The organism is Streptomyces sp. CA-210063 (assembly GCF_024612015.1).
Classification (GTDB): domain Bacteria; phylum Actinomycetota; class Actinomycetes; order Streptomycetales; family Streptomycetaceae; genus Streptomyces.
Genome location: NZ_CP102512.1, coordinates 5,703,754 through 5,717,879, shown reverse-complemented (window position 1 = coordinate 5,717,879; position 14,126 = coordinate 5,703,754). Strand labels below are relative to the sequence as shown.

The following is a 14,126-nucleotide window of genomic DNA, read 5'->3' as shown; positions in this document are numbered from 1 at the left end:
ATGCGCGACCCGCTCTCCGCCCTCACGGACGCCTTCACGTCCTTCCTCTTCGGCAAGGTCGAGACGACCCGCCTCCCGGTGCGCACCTCCACGGGCCAGGCCCAGGCGGTCTACCTCCCGACCGCCGCCCCCGGCCTCGGCGACTCCGGTGTGATCATCGGACGCGAGGTCTACTCCGGCAAGGGCTACATCTACGACCCCTTCCAGCTCTACGGCCAGCAGCTCCCCGCCCCGCACTGGCTCGTCCTCGGCGAGTCCGGCAACGGCAAGTCGGCCCTGGAGAAGACGTATGTCCTACGGCAGCTGCGCTTCCGCGACCGCCAGGTCGTCGTCCTCGACGCCCAGGGCGAGGACGGTGTCGGCGAATGGAACCTCATCGCGCAGGAGCTGGGAATAACTCCCATCCGCCTGGACCCGACGGCCGCCCTGGACATGGGCATCCGCCTCAACCCGCTCGACCCCTCGATCACCACGACGGGCCAGCTCGCGCTGCTCCGCACGATCATCGAGGTCGCGATGGGCCACGGCCTGGACGAACGCTCCGGCTTCGCCCTCAAGGTCGCCCACGCGTACGTCAACGAGACCATCATCGAACGTCAGCCGGTCCTCACCGACATCGTCGAACAACTCCGCCACCCGGAGCCCGAGTCCGCGGAGGCGATGAACGTCGCCATAGACGACGTACGGGCGTGGGGCCTGGACGTGGCGCTGGTCCTGGACCGCCTGGTCGACGGTGACCTCAGGGGCATGTTCGACGGCCCCACCACGGTCGGCATCGACCTCGACGCCCCCTTGATCGTCTTCGACCTGTCCCACATCGACCGCAACTCCATCGCCATGCCCATCCTCATGGCGATCGTCGGCGTGTGGCTGGAGCACACCTGGATCCGCCCCGACCGGAAGAAGCGCATCTTCCTGGTCGAGGAGGCCTGGCACATCATCAACAGCCCCTTCGTCGCCCAGCTCTTCCAGCGCCTGCTGAAGTTCGGCCGACGGCTCGGTCTGTCCTTCGTCGCGGTCGTCCACCACCTGTCGGACGTCATCGACGGCGCGGCGGCGAAGGAGGCGGCCGCGATCCTCAAGATGGCATCAACACGGACGATCTACGCCCAAAAGGCGGACGAAGCACGAGCGACGGGCCGCGTACTGGGCCTGCCCCGCTGGGCGGTGGAGATCATCCCCACCCTCACCCCCGGCATCGCGGTCTGGGACGTCAACGGCAACGTACAGGTGGTCAAACACCTGATCACCGAGACCGAACGCCCCCTGGTCTTCACCGACCGCGCGATGACCGAATCATCCGCCGACCACCTGCTCGACGAGGACGACGCCCTGCGCGCCGCCGAGCTGGAGGCGGAGGAACGGGCAGCCGCGTTCATGGAACAGCACCTGAGCGAGGTCGACGGATACGGCTCCTCCGAGTCCACGGTGGCCTGAGCGGGCCTAACGAGCGGGTCCGGTCGATGACCGGCAGGAACAGGCGAGGGAACGGCGTGAACGGCGGCGGAGGAAACGGCGTGAACGGCGGCATGCGATGAGACCGGACGACCGGCGCCCCGAGCAAAGCGGAGGCGGCATCCCCGACGGGCTGCTGATCGCCCTCCTCGGCTTCCTGGTGGGCATGACCCTGCTGGTCTGGTCGGCCACCGGCCTGGCCGGCCTCTTCTCCCACGGCGCCTGGCCCGACGCCATCACCTTCACCCGTACGCCCCTGGCCGTACGCAGCCTGATCACCGCCCCCCAGGACCTCCCCGCCGCCTGGCCGGACACCCCCGCCGACCAGCTCTCCGGCTACGGCCTCTTCTGGGGCCTCTTCATCAGCCAGCTCATGGTCCTCCTCGTCCTGACCGTCTTCGTGATGGGCACCCTGGCCCGCTGGAGGGCCGTACGAGCGAGAGAGAAGGCGGCCCGGGCACAGGGCAAGGGCTGGCCCCCGAGCGCGCCGACCGAGTCCCCCGGCCCTGCCGCCCCGCACGCCGGGGATTACGTCCACAACACGGGCCAGGCCCCCACCTCGGCGTCCGGAGCCCTCGGAGCGCCGGCAAACCCTGTCCCGCCGCCCGCCGGAGGCCACGGCCAGCACGGGGCTACGACCGCTGCCTCGCCCGCCGGGTCCCCCGCCACACCCTCCACGCAGGTCCCCGAACCGCGCGACGGCGCCACCTCGGCTCCGTTCGCCGCGGTGGCCGGGGCCGCCGCGAACCCCACCGCTCCGCTGCCGACCACGAACGGTACGGGACCCGACGCTCCCCTCACCCACCCCCGCCCCGGAGCCACAGAGCCCTCAGCGGCTCTCTTCACAACGGGCGGCAATCAGCTGAGCGGTTGGGCACAGGCGACCCCCTCGGTGATCCTCGGCCCCGCCCAATCCCGCCGCCCCGCCGCCACCCAGGCCGTACGCGACGCCGAGGGCCCCGCCCTGGTCGTCACCTCCGACCCCACCCTCTGGTCGGACACGAAGGACGCCCGCGCGAAGCTGGGCCCGGTCCTCCTCTACGACCCCGCGCACCGCTGCGACACCCCGGCCCGCCTCCACTGGTCCCCCATCACCGGCTGCGAGGACAAGCCGACGGCGGCGGCCAGAGCGACCGCCCTCCTCGCCCCCATCCGCCCCACGGCGAAGATCGACCAGGCGATGGCGGACACGGCGGAAACACTCCTGCGCAGCTACCTGCACGCCGCCGCCATAGACACCCGCACCATCCGCCACCTGCACCGCTGGGCCCAGGGCAGCAACGTCCAGGAAGCGGTACGCACCCTCCGTACGAACCCGAAGGCGGCCCCCGGCGCGGCGGGCGAACTGGAGTCGGCCCTCACCTCGCACCCCGAACGCCGGGACATCGCGCAGGAATTGACCGCCAGGGCCCTCTCCGCCCTCTCCACGGTCAACGTCCGGGAATCCTGCACCCCGAACCGGGCGGACTCCCTGGTCCTGGATTCCTTCGTACACGAGGGGGGAACGCTCTATGTGGTCGGCGACCCCATCGAGGACCCCAAGGCGAACCCTTCCGCCATGCCTCTTCTGACGGCCCTCGCCTCAAGCGTGGTCGAGCGCGGCCGGCGCATGGCCGAACGGTCATCCTCCGGCCGCCTCGACCCACCACTCACCCTGGTCCTGGACGACGTGGCAGCCGTGGCCCCGCTCCCCCAACTCCCCGGCCTCCTGACCAGCGGCCCCGACCAGGGACTGCCCACCCTGGCCCTCCTCCGCTCCCGAGAACAGGCCAGATCCCGCTGGCCGAACCACGAACTCCCGCTGCCGTAACAGCCGTACGTGCCCGCGGATCAGGAACCGTCACCCGGCCGACTGCTGTCCTCCTGAGACACCGCGTACCCGGGAACGGACGGCCACCGCACGGTCAACACCACCGACTCCTCCTCCGCGACCCAGGAGTGGTCCACCCCGCGCCCCCAGACGACGTAGTCGCCCTGGCGTTCCAGCACGACGCTACGGCCGGGAAAGTCGACACGGAAGCGACCGCTGATCAGCACCTGCAGGGCGGTACGTTCCTCACCCCGGACCCACTGCGCGCGCGTGTCGCCTTGTGGGTGGACACCCCATTTGATCTCCACCTCGTCACTCCGGCGAGGATCACCATCCGCCTTGAAATGTCCGAGCAGCCAGCCCCGGTCCAGCGCCGCGTCCTTGCCCGCATTGCCCACATACACGCTGTCGTCCATGCCGCCGAACGCTAACACCAGCCCGCCCGGCGCCCCCGCCTACGCCAGATCCAACCCATACTCCAGCTCCCGCCCGGCATCCCCCTCCACGATCACTCCGCTCGCCACGAACCCGACCCTCCGGTAGAAGGCCGCGGCCCGCCCGTTCCCCTCATGCACGAACAACCGCGCCCGATCGACCCCGACCTCCCGAGCCCACTCCAACGCGGCCGCGAACAACGCCTCTCCAACGCCCTTCCCCCGATGCCCCTCCCGCAGGAACACCCCCACCAGATGCCCCTGTCGCCGCTCGACGACCTCCCCGAAGAAGTCCCGCACGCCGGCTTCCTCCACGAGCACGGTCACCGTCCCCACCCAGCCGTCGCCCCGGGTCTCCGCAACGAACTGCTGCCGCTCCCGAACCCCCTCCGCGGCCCCCTCGGCCCTCTCCTTCCAGTACGCGTCCGACCGGGCCACGGCATCCTCGTACGTCTCCAGAAAGGCGAGATGCGCGACCGGATCCAGAAGCGCCGCCAGCCGCAGCTCCCGTACCTCCCGCCACTCACCGGCACGAACGGACCGGATCACGTATCCCTCGGGAACACCGCTCTCAGAACTCGACACCACATCCATGCCAACCACCGTAATGGCACCGGAAATGCAGAAAGGCCCACACCGTGAGGTGTGGGCCTTTCTGTAATATTTGTTCGGCGGTGTCCTACTCTCCCACAGGGTCCCCCCTGCAGTACCATCGGCGCTGTAAGGCTTAGCTTCCGGGTTCGGAATGTAACCGGGCGTTTCCCTCACGCTATGACCACCGAAACACTATGAAACTGTCAAACACCCGCACCACCCGCTGTGACCCGGGCGGGGTTGTTCGTGGTTTCAGAACCAACACAGTGGACGCGAGCAACTGAGGACAAGCCCTCGGCCTATTAGTACCAGTCAACTCCAGCGGTTACCCGCCTTCCATATCTGGCCTATCAACCCAGTCGTCTACTGGGAGCCTTAACCCCTCAAAGGGGGTGGGAATACTCATCTCGAAGCAGGCTTCCCGCTTAGATGCTTTCAGCGGTTATCCCTCCCGAACGTAGCCAACCAGCCATGCCCTTGGCAGAACAACTGGCACACCAGAGGTTCGTCCGTCCCGGTCCTCTCGTACTAGGGACAGCCCTTCTCAATATTCCTGCGCGCGCAGCGGATAGGGACCGAACTGTCTCACGACGTTCTAAACCCAGCTCGCGTACCGCTTTAATGGGCGAACAGCCCAACCCTTGGGACCGACTCCAGCCCCAGGATGCGACGAGCCGACATCGAGGTGCCAAACCATCCCGTCGATATGGACTCTTGGGGAAGATCAGCCTGTTATCCCCGGGGTACCTTTTATCCGTTGAGCGACGGCGCTTCCACAAGCCACCGCCGGATCACTAGTCCCGACTTTCGTCCCTGCTCGACCCGTCGGTCTCACAGTCAAGCTCCCTTGTGCACTTACACTCACCACCTGATTGCCAACCAGGCTGAGGGAACCTTTGGGCGCCTCCGTTACTCTTTAGGAGGCAACCGCCCCAGTTAAACTACCCATCAGACACTGTCCCCGATCCGGATCACGGACCCGGGTTAGACATCCAGCACGACCAGACTGGTATTTCAACGACGACTCCACCCGAACTGGCGTCCGAGCTTCACAGTCTCCCAGCTATCCTACACAAGCCGAACCGAACACCAATATCAAACTGTAGTAAAGGTCCCGGGGTCTTTCCGTCCTGCTGCGCGAAACGAGCATCTTTACTCGTAGTGCAATTTCACCGGGCCTATGGTTGAGACAGTCGAGAAGTCGTTACGCCATTCGTGCAGGTCGGAACTTACCCGACAAGGAATTTCGCTACCTTAGGATGGTTATAGTTACCACCGCCGTTTACTGGCGCTTAAGTTCTCAGCTTCGCACGCCCGAAAGCGCACTAACCGGTCCCCTTAACGTTCCAGCACCGGGCAGGCGTCAGTCCGTATACATCGCCTTACGGCTTCGCACGGACCTGTGTTTTTAGTAAACAGTCGCTTCTCGCTGGTCTCTGCGGCCACCCCCAGCTCAAGCAGCAAGTGCTATCACCGGTGATGGCCCCCCTTCTCCCGAAGTTACGGGGGCATTTTGCCGAGTTCCTTAACCATAGTTCACCCGAACGCCTCGGTATTCTCTACCTGACCACCTGAGTCGGTTTAGGGTACGGGCCGCCATGAAACTCGCTAGAGGCTTTTCTCGACAGCATAGGATCATCCACTTCACCACAATCGGCTCGGCATCAGGTCTCAGACTATTGCCAGGCGGATTTACCTACCTGACGTCCTACACCCTTACCCCGGGACAACCACCGCCCGGGATGGACTACCTTCCTGCGTCACCCCATCACTCACCTACTACAGGTCTGGTCCGTCGGCTCCACCACTTTCCTTTCCCCGAAGGGTCCGGAACGGCTTCACGGACTTAGCATCGCCTGGTTCAATGTTTGACGCTTCACAGCGGGTACCGGAATATCAACCGGTTATCCATCGACTACGCCTGTCGGCCTCGCCTTAGGTCCCGACTTACCCTGGGCAGATCAGCTTGACCCAGGAACCCTTGGTCAATCGGCGCACACGTTTCTCACGTGTGTATCGCTACTCATGCCTGCATTCTCACTCGTCAACCGTCCACAACTCGCTTCCGCGGCTGCTTCACCCGGCAGACGACGCTCCCCTACCCATCCCAGCGGGCGTTGGCCCTCATGCTGAAATGACACGACTTCGGCGGTACGCTTGAGCCCCGCTACATTGTCGGCGCGGAATCACTAGACCAGTGAGCTATTACGCACTCTTTCAAGGGTGGCTGCTTCTAAGCCAACCTCCTGGTTGTCTGTGCGACTCCACATCCTTTCCCACTTAGCGTACGCTTAGGGGCCTTAGTCGATGCTCTGGGCTGTTTCCCTCTCGACCATGGAGCTTATCCCCCACAGTCTCACTGCCGCGCTCTCACTTACCGGCATTCGGAGTTTGGCTAAGGTCAGTAACCCGGTAGGGCCCATCGCCTATCCAGTGCTCTACCTCCGGCAAGAAACACACGACGCTGCACCTAAATGCATTTCGGGGAGAACCAGCTATCACGGAGTTTGATTGGCCTTTCACCCCTAACCACAGGTCATCCCCCAGGTTTTCAACCCTGGTGGGTTCGGTCCTCCACGAAGTCTTACCTCCGCTTCAACCTGCCCATGGCTAGATCACTCCGCTTCGGGTCTTGAGCGTGCTACTCAAACGCCCTATTCGGACTCGCTTTCGCTACGGCTACCCCACAACGGGTTAACCTCGCAACACACCGCAAACTCGCAGGCTCATTCTTCAAAAGGCACGCAGTCACGAGGCAAGCACAAGTGCTCACCCGACGCTCCCACGGCTTGTAGGCACACGGTTTCAGGTACTATTTCACTCCGCTCCCGCGGTACTTTTCACCATTCCCTCACGGTACTATCCGCTATCGGTCACCAGGGAATATTTAGGCTTAGCGGGTGGTCCCGCCAGATTCACACGGGATTTCTCGGGCCCCGTGCTACTTGGGTGTCTCTCAAACGAGCCGTTGACGTTTCAGCTACGGGGGTCTTACCCTCTACGCCGGACCTTTCGCATGTCCTTCGCCTACATCAACGGTTTCTGACTCGTCCTGTCGCCGGCAGACGACAGAAGAGAGATCCCACAACCCCGTATACGCAACCCCTGCCGGGTCTCACACGCATACGGTTTGGCCTCATCCGGTTTCGCTCGCCACTACTCCCGGAATCACGGTTGTTTTCTCTTCCTGCGGGTACTGAGATGTTTCACTTCCCCGCGTTCCCTCCACTTGCCCTATGTGTTCAGGCAAGGGTGACAGCCCATGACGACTGCCGGGTTTCCCCATTCGGACACCCCCGGATCAAAGCCTGGTTGACGACTCCCCGGGGCCTATCGTGGCCTCCCACGTCCTTCATCGGTTCCTGGTGCCAAGGCATCCACCGTGCGCCCTTAAAAACTTGGCCACAGATGCTCGCGTCCACTGTGCAGTTCTCAAACAACGACCAACCACCCATCACCCCCGGCAACAACCGGAGTTCACTGGGGCCGGCACTGAAGGCAGCCACACGGCCATACCCTCAGACACCCAACAGCGTGCCCGACACCCTCGCCTCTCTCATCCGTGTTCCACGCCGAAGCAGTACTAACGAACCCGAGAAGACCGAGTGTGCCGAATAATCAACGTTCCACCCTTGAGCAACCACCGCAGAACATTCGCCTGCGTTGTGGCCCTGGACCACCGAGCAAGCTCGACGGCCTAGATGCTCCTTAGAAAGGAGGTGATCCAGCCGCACCTTCCGGTACGGCTACCTTGTTACGACTTCGTCCCAATCGCCAGTCCCACCTTCGACAGCTCCCTCCCTTACGGGTTGGGCCACCGGCTTCGGGTGTTACCGACTTTCGTGACGTGACGGGCGGTGTGTACAAGGCCCGGGAACGTATTCACCGCAGCACTGCTGATCTGCGATTACTAGCAACTCCGACTTCATGGGGTCGAGTTGCAGACCCCAATCCGAACTGAGACAGGCTTTTTGAGATTCGCTCCGCCTCACGGCTTCGCAGCTCATTGTACCTGCCATTGTAGCACGTGTGCAGCCCAAGACATAAGGGGCATGATGACTTGACGTCGTCCCCACCTTCCTCCGAGTTGACCCCGGCAGTCTCCTGTGAGTCCCCATCACCCCGAAAGGCATGCTGGCAACACAGAACAAGGGTTGCGCTCGTTGCGGGACTTAACCCAACATCTCACGACACGAGCTGACGACAGCCATGCACCACCTGTACACCGACCACAAGGGGGCGACCATCTCTGGCCGTTTCCGGTGTATGTCAAGCCTTGGTAAGGTTCTTCGCGTTGCGTCGAATTAAGCCACATGCTCCGCTGCTTGTGCGGGCCCCCGTCAATTCCTTTGAGTTTTAGCCTTGCGGCCGTACTCCCCAGGCGGGGAACTTAATGCGTTAGCTGCGGCACCGACGACGTGGAATGTCGCCAACACCTAGTTCCCACCGTTTACGGCGTGGACTACCAGGGTATCTAATCCTGTTCGCTCCCCACGCTTTCGCTCCTCAGCGTCAGTAATGGCCCAGAGATCCGCCTTCGCCACCGGTGTTCCTCCTGATATCTGCGCATTTCACCGCTACACCAGGAATTCCGATCTCCCCTACCACACTCTAGTCTGCCCGTATCGAATGCAGACCCGGGGTTAAGCCCCGGGCTTTCACATCCGACGCGACAGACCGCCTACGAGCTCTTTACGCCCAATAATTCCGGACAACGCTCGCGCCCTACGTATTACCGCGGCTGCTGGCACGTAGTTAGCCGGCGCTTCTTCTGCAGGTACCGTCACTTTCGCTTCTTCCCTGCTGAAAGAGGTTTACAACCCGAAGGCCGTCATCCCTCACGCGGCGTCGCTGCATCAGGCTTTCGCCCATTGTGCAATATTCCCCACTGCTGCCTCCCGTAGGAGTCTGGGCCGTGTCTCAGTCCCAGTGTGGCCGGTCGCCCTCTCAGGCCGGCTACCCGTCGTCGCCTTGGTGAGCCGTTACCTCACCAACAAGCTGATAGGCCGCGGGCTCATCCTTCACCGCCGGAGCTTTCCACCACCAGGCCATGCGGCCGGTGGTTGTATCCGGTATTAGACCCCGTTTCCAGGGCTTGTCCCAGAGTGAAGGGCAGATTGCCCACGTGTTACTCACCCGTTCGCCACTAATCCCCACCGAAGTGGTTCATCGTTCGACTTGCATGTGTTAAGCACGCCGCCAGCGTTCGTCCTGAGCCAGGATCAAACTCTCCGTGAATGTTTACCCGTAATCGGGTGCACACATCACGAGAGCGGAACAGCCAGGCGGAATAAGCCCGGCCGTTCACAGCGTCCTCGCTGTGTTTTTTCAAAGGAACCTCGCCCCAACCACATGGCCGGGAACGGGGTATCAACATATCTGGCGTTGATTTTTGGCACGCTGTTGAGTTCTCAAGGAACGGACGCTTCCTTTGTACTCACCCGAGCAACTTCTCGGACTTTCCTCCGGGCGCTTCCCTTCGGTCTTGCGTTTCCGACTCTATCAGATCGTTTTCCGATCCGATTTCCTCGGTGCTTTCCAGGTTTCCGCTTCCGCGTTTCCCTTTCCGGCGGTTCCGACTCTATCAGATCCTTTCGGGCCTGATTCCCAGTCAGCGGGGGTTGTCTTCCCGGCTGTTGGGCCGTTCCGACGTTCCAAACCTTAGCGGATCTGCTCGGCAGTTCCCAATCGGGGCTGTCGAACCCAAATCGAATTGAATTCGGGCGCGCCGAATTCATCCCGGCTGGGAGATCGTTCTGGTTGGTTTGTGTGCCGCTTGAGCGGCGGAGGTGCTGTCGCAGAACCGTTACAGCTCCGTGGCAACCCGAAGAACTCTACGGATCGCGGGGTGGACTGTCAAGCTTCCCCAAGGTGACCCACGACCAAACCTCGGGCGCCCTTCAAGCGTACGACTTCAGCCGAGGTCCGTGAGCCGACCGCCGGCATCCGGCTGGGCGTGCTCGACGCGGCGGAGGAGCCGGGTCAGGACCTCGCCCAGGACGGTGCGTTCCAGAGGGGAGAGGTCCTGGAGGAGGTCCTCCTCGAAGACAGAGGCGAGGCGCATGGCCTCCAGCCACTTCTCACGGCCCTTGGGGGTGAGCTCGACGATGACGCGTACGCGGTTGGTCTCGTCGCGCTCCCTCGTCACCAGCCCCTCGGCGACCATGCGGTCGATGCGGTGGGTCATGGCGGCCGGGGTGAGGCCGAGCCGCTTGGCGAGCTCGCTCGGGCCCATGCGGTACGGGGCGCCGGAGAGGACGAGGGCCTTCAGGACCTCCCACTCGGCGTTGCTGATGCCGAGCGCCGAGGTCTGACGGCCGTAGGCGACGTTCATACGGCGGTTGAGGCGGGAGAGCGCCGAGACGATCTTCTCGACCTGGGGGTCGAGGTCCTGGAACTCGCGCTGGTAGGCGGCGATCTGCTCTTCGAGTGTCGGCTCGGCGGTGCCGGGGGTGCCTGGGGTGTCGCCCATGGGCGCAGTATGGCATGCCGTCGCTTGGCCTCGAAGTCCTTCGAGGTGTACTGTTTAGGTTCTAAGTTTTATCTTCGAAGTCTTCAGTGTTGACGCTTGGGCTGGAGAGCTTCCCTTACCTAGGCAGGTGAACGTGACCAGGGGGATGGGCGCAGCGATGCGTCGGATTCATGTGGGCAACGCGCTCGGCGCGTTCGGACTCGGCTTCACCGTCCCGTATCTGTACGTCTATGTGGCGCAGGTGCGGGATCTTGGTTCGATGACGGCGGGGCTCGTGCTCGCGGTCTTCGCCGTGGCCGCGCTGGTGGTGCTGCCGTTCGCCGGGCGGGCCATAGTCCGGCGCGGGCCGCTTCCGGTGCTGCTCGCCGCCCTGGTCACCGCCGCCGTCGGGTCGCTGAGCCTCGGGCTGGCGGCCGGTGCGACGACCGTGCTGCTGTCCGCGGCGGCGCTCGGGGCCGGGCAGGCCGTGACGCAGCCGGCCCTCGCGACGATGATCGTCGACTGTTCGAGTACGGAGAACCGGTCTCGGGCCTTCGCCACGCAGTTCTTTCTGCAGAACCTCGGGCTCGGGGTCGGTGGGCTGATGGGCGGGCATCTCGTCGATCCGTCGCGGGCGGGTTCCTTCACCTTGTTGTTCTCCATCCAGGCGGCGATGTTCCTGCTGCTCGTGGGTGTGATGGCGACCGTGCGGACGCCTCGGGCGCCGAAGGTCGAGGGCGCGTCGGCGGGGGCGGCGGCCGGGGGGAACTGGAAGCGGCTGCTCGGCGATCGGGCCATGGTGCAGCTGTGTGTGCTCGGATTCGTGTTGTTCTTCGCCTGCTACGGGCAGTTCGAGTCGGGGCTCAGTGCGTACGGGGTCGAGGCGGCCGGGATATCGACGTCCGCGCTCGGGACGGCGTTGGCCGCCAACACCGCGGTGATCGTGGTCGCGCAGTTCGCCGTGCTGCGGTTCGTGGAGCGGCGTCGGCGGTCGCGGGTGATCGCGTGTGTGGGGCTCATATGGGCCGTGGCCTGGGGTGTGGCCGGGTTCGCGGGGCTCGGGCAGGTGAGTCAGAGCATGGCGACGGCGGCGTTCGTGTCGACGTATGCGCTGTTCGGGTTGGGGGAGGCGATGTTGTCGCCGACGGTTGCCCCGCTGGTGGCGGATCTTGCGCCGGAGGGGGCGGCTGGGCAGTACAACTCCGCGTTCGCGCTGGTGAAGCAGCTTGCGTTGGCTGTGGGGCCGGTGGTGGGTGGGCCCATGGGGGCGTCGTTGCCTGCGCCGTATGTGGTGGTGTTTCTGCTGTTTTCCCTCGGGATCGTCGTTCTGGCGGTCCGGTTGGGGCGGGAGCTCACGGCGGTTCAGGATCAGCCGGCGTTGGCCAAGAGTCGGGTGGTGGCTCGGGGTGGGGTGGCTTCGGATCCCGCCGTGGTGCGGGGCTGACTTTTTCGCCCCCGCCGCCCCTACCCGTCCCATCACCAGGGGCTGCCGCCCCTTCGACCCCGCACGCGGTCGAGCTCGGGGGGCATGGGTTGTCGGGCGGGTGCAGGGGCGTTGTGGTTGATCGCGCAGTTCCCCGCGCCCCTTAAAAGCATGGGGCGAGCCCGGTGTCTTTTAGGGGCGCGGGGAACTGCGCGGCCAGCCCCCGTCCGCCCGCGCACACCCACGCACCACAGACACCCCCACCCGTGAACTACCCACCCACCTCTCGGGGTCGGAGGGCGAACTCGCACCAGACCGACTTGCCGCCGCCGGGGGCTCGGCGGCTGCCCCAGTTGGAGGCGATGGTGGCGATGATGGCGATGCCGCGGCCTGACTCGTCGGCGGGATCGGCTCGGCGGCGCCGGGGAAGGTGGTCGTCGCCGTCGGTGACCTCGACGATGAGGCGGCGGTCGGTGCGCCGGAGGCGTAGGCGCATGGGTGGGGTGCCGTGTTGGAGCGAGTTCGCGACGAGTTCGCTGGCTGCCAGGACGCCCAGGTCGTGGAGGTCCGGGGGGAAGCGCCAGCTCGTGAGGACGCCGGAGGCGAAGGCCCGGGCCCGGGGGGCCGCTTCCACGCCGCCCAGGAGTTCCAGGGCCGCGTTGCGGAAGAGTTCGCTGTCGGAGCCCGTGCGGGCCGGGTGCTGGAGGACGAGGACGGCGACGTCGTCGTCGTGGTCGGCCGTGACGCCGGTGGAGCGGACCAGGCGGTCGCAGACGACCTGGGGGGTGCCCGTGGCGCCGGCCAGGGCGCGTTCCAGGGCCGCGATTCCCTCGTCGAGGTCCTCGTTACGGCGTTCCACGAGGCCGTCCGTGTAGAAGACGGCCGTGGAGCCGGGGCCGAGGGGGATCGAGCCGGAGGAGTGGGTCCAGCCGCCGGTGCCGAGTGGGGGGCCGGTCGGTTCGTCGGCGCGCAGGACGGTGCCGCTCTCGTCGCGGACGAGGATGGGGAGGTGGCCTGCGGAGGAGTAGACCAGGCGGCCCTCGTTGGGGTCGTGGACGGCGTAGGCGCAGGTGGCGATCTGGTTGGGGTCGATCTCCGTGGCGAGGCCGTCGAGGAGTTGCAGGACCTCGTGCGGGGGGAGGTCGAGGCGGGCATAGGCGCGGACGGCCGTACGGAGCTGGCCCATGACCGCGGCCGCGCGGACGCCTCGGCCCATGACGTCGCCGATGACGAGGGCGGTGCGGCCGCCGCCGAGGGTGATCACGTCGTACCAGTCGCCGCCGACGGCGGTCTCGGTGCCGCCGGGGTGGTAGACGGCGGCGATGCGCAGGTCGTCGGGTTGCTCCAGCTCCTGTGGGAGGAGGGAGCGCTGGAGGGTGACGGCGGTTTCGCGCTGGCGGCGTTCGCTGGCGCGCAGGCGCTCCGCGGCCTCGGCGTGGTCGGTGACGTCGGCAGCGAAGATCAGTACGCCGCCGTCGCTCTGCTCGGCGCCGCTCGGGACGTCGACGGGCGTGCAGGTGATCGTGTAGCTGCGGCCGCTCGGGGCCTTGCGGGACTTGACCGTGCGGGGTCTGGAGCTGCGCAGGACCTGGTCGAGGAGCGGGAGGAGACCGAGAGTGTCCAGCTCGGGCAGGGCCTCGCGGGCGGGTTCGCCGAGCGGGCGTACGCCGAAGGCCGCGGCATAGGCGTCGTTGACGTAGGCCGTGCGGTGGTCGGAGCCGTGCACGAGGGCGACGAGGGCCGGGATGCGGTCGAGGATCTCGCGGGTGGGGAGGTCGTCGACGGCAGGCACGGTCGGCGTGTCGTCCGGGGGGGCGTCGGTCTGCCGTTCGACGCGGGCTGCGGGCACGGAGCCTTCCCCCCGCCGGTCCGGGGTGACCGTGTGTTCGGTCCGCGCTGCGGCGCGGCGCTGCGTACCGGGGAGCCGGGCGCTCCAGCGCGTGAAGTTCACCGAATCCT

7 protein-coding genes and 3 rRNA genes are annotated in these 14,126 nt (G+C 65.4%); 3 read left to right on the top strand and 7 right to left on the bottom strand.

Features of this window, described 5'->3' with window-relative positions; translation table 11 throughout:
- Together JIX56_RS24885 and JIX56_RS24880 are read left to right on the top strand one after the other, a co-directional pair.
- Positions 1-1,437 (top strand): ATP-binding protein, encoded by a 1,437-nt coding sequence (locus tag JIX56_RS24885; protein WP_257543675.1) that lies wholly within the window; start codon positions 1-3, stop codon positions 1,435-1,437.
- A gap of 97 nt (positions 1,438-1,534) precedes the next feature.
- Positions 1,535-3,265 carry a type VI secretion protein gene (locus JIX56_RS24880; protein WP_257543673.1) on the top strand — a complete coding sequence of 577 codons (1,731 nt, stop codon included), beginning with the start codon at positions 1,535-1,537 and terminating at the stop codon, positions 3,263-3,265.
- 20 nt (positions 3,266-3,285) lie between these two features.
- Here JIX56_RS24880 and JIX56_RS24875 read toward each other — a convergent pair whose 3' ends face one another.
- The 6 genes from JIX56_RS24875 to JIX56_RS24850 form a co-directional block, all read right to left on the bottom strand.
- Positions 3,286-3,681: a signal peptidase I gene (locus JIX56_RS24875; protein WP_257543671.1), complete on the bottom strand. Its 396-nt coding sequence runs from the start codon at positions 3,679-3,681 to the stop codon at positions 3,286-3,288.
- 39 nt (positions 3,682-3,720) lie between these two features.
- Positions 3,721-4,293: a GNAT family N-acetyltransferase gene (locus JIX56_RS24870; protein ID WP_257543669.1), complete on the bottom strand. Its 573-nt coding sequence runs from the start codon at positions 4,291-4,293 to the stop codon at positions 3,721-3,723.
- Between the two features lie 72 nt (positions 4,294-4,365).
- Positions 4,366-4,482, bottom strand: a 5S ribosomal RNA gene (gene rrf, locus JIX56_RS24865).
- 93 nt (positions 4,483-4,575) lie between these two features.
- Positions 4,576-7,697 (bottom strand): 23S ribosomal RNA (locus JIX56_RS24860).
- A 308-nt stretch (positions 7,698-8,005) separates the two neighbouring features.
- Positions 8,006-9,531: ribosomal RNA gene (locus JIX56_RS24855) — 16S ribosomal RNA — on the bottom strand.
- The 16S, 23S and 5S rRNA genes sit together here, the layout of an rRNA operon.
- Positions 9,532-10,207: 676 nt before the next feature.
- Positions 10,208-10,765 carry a MarR family winged helix-turn-helix transcriptional regulator gene (locus tag JIX56_RS24850; RefSeq protein ID WP_257543667.1) on the bottom strand — a complete coding sequence of 186 codons (558 nt, stop codon included), beginning with the start codon at positions 10,763-10,765 and terminating at the stop codon, positions 10,208-10,210.
- Between the two features lie 145 nt (positions 10,766-10,910).
- On the opposite strand from JIX56_RS24850, the gene JIX56_RS24845 reads away from it, so the two are divergent.
- Positions 10,911-12,188, top strand: coding sequence for an MFS transporter (locus JIX56_RS24845; RefSeq protein WP_257551091.1), 1,278 nt, complete (start codon positions 10,911-10,913; stop codon positions 12,186-12,188).
- A 250-nt stretch (positions 12,189-12,438) separates the two neighbouring features.
- Here JIX56_RS24845 and JIX56_RS24840 read toward each other — a convergent pair whose 3' ends face one another.
- Positions 12,439-14,118, bottom strand: a complete 1,680-nt coding sequence (locus JIX56_RS24840) for an ATP-binding SpoIIE family protein phosphatase (RefSeq protein ID WP_257543665.1) — start codon at positions 14,116-14,118, stop codon at positions 12,439-12,441.
- Positions 14,119-14,126 lie beyond the last annotated feature (8 nt).

Excerpts from the sequence above, each read along its gene's own strand:
- JIX56_RS24875 (WP_257543671.1), bottom strand. The coding sequence starts at position 3,681 with ATGGACGACAGCGTGTATGTGGGCAATGCGGGCAAGGACGCGGCGCTG.
- JIX56_RS24845 (WP_257551091.1), top strand. The coding sequence starts at position 10,911 with ATGGGCGCAGCGATGCGTCGGATTCATGTGGGCAACGCGCTCGGCGCG.
- JIX56_RS24880 (WP_257543673.1), top strand. The coding sequence starts at position 1,535 with ATGAGACCGGACGACCGGCGCCCCGAGCAAAGCGGAGGCGGCATCCCC.
- JIX56_RS24885 (WP_257543675.1), top strand. The coding sequence starts at position 1 with ATGCGCGACCCGCTCTCCGCCCTCACGGACGCCTTCACGTCCTTCCTC.
- JIX56_RS24870 (WP_257543669.1), bottom strand. The coding sequence starts at position 4,293 with ATGGATGTGGTGTCGAGTTCTGAGAGCGGTGTTCCCGAGGGATACGTG.
- JIX56_RS24850 (WP_257543667.1), bottom strand. The coding sequence starts at position 10,765 with ATGGGCGACACCCCAGGCACCCCCGGCACCGCCGAGCCGACACTCGAA.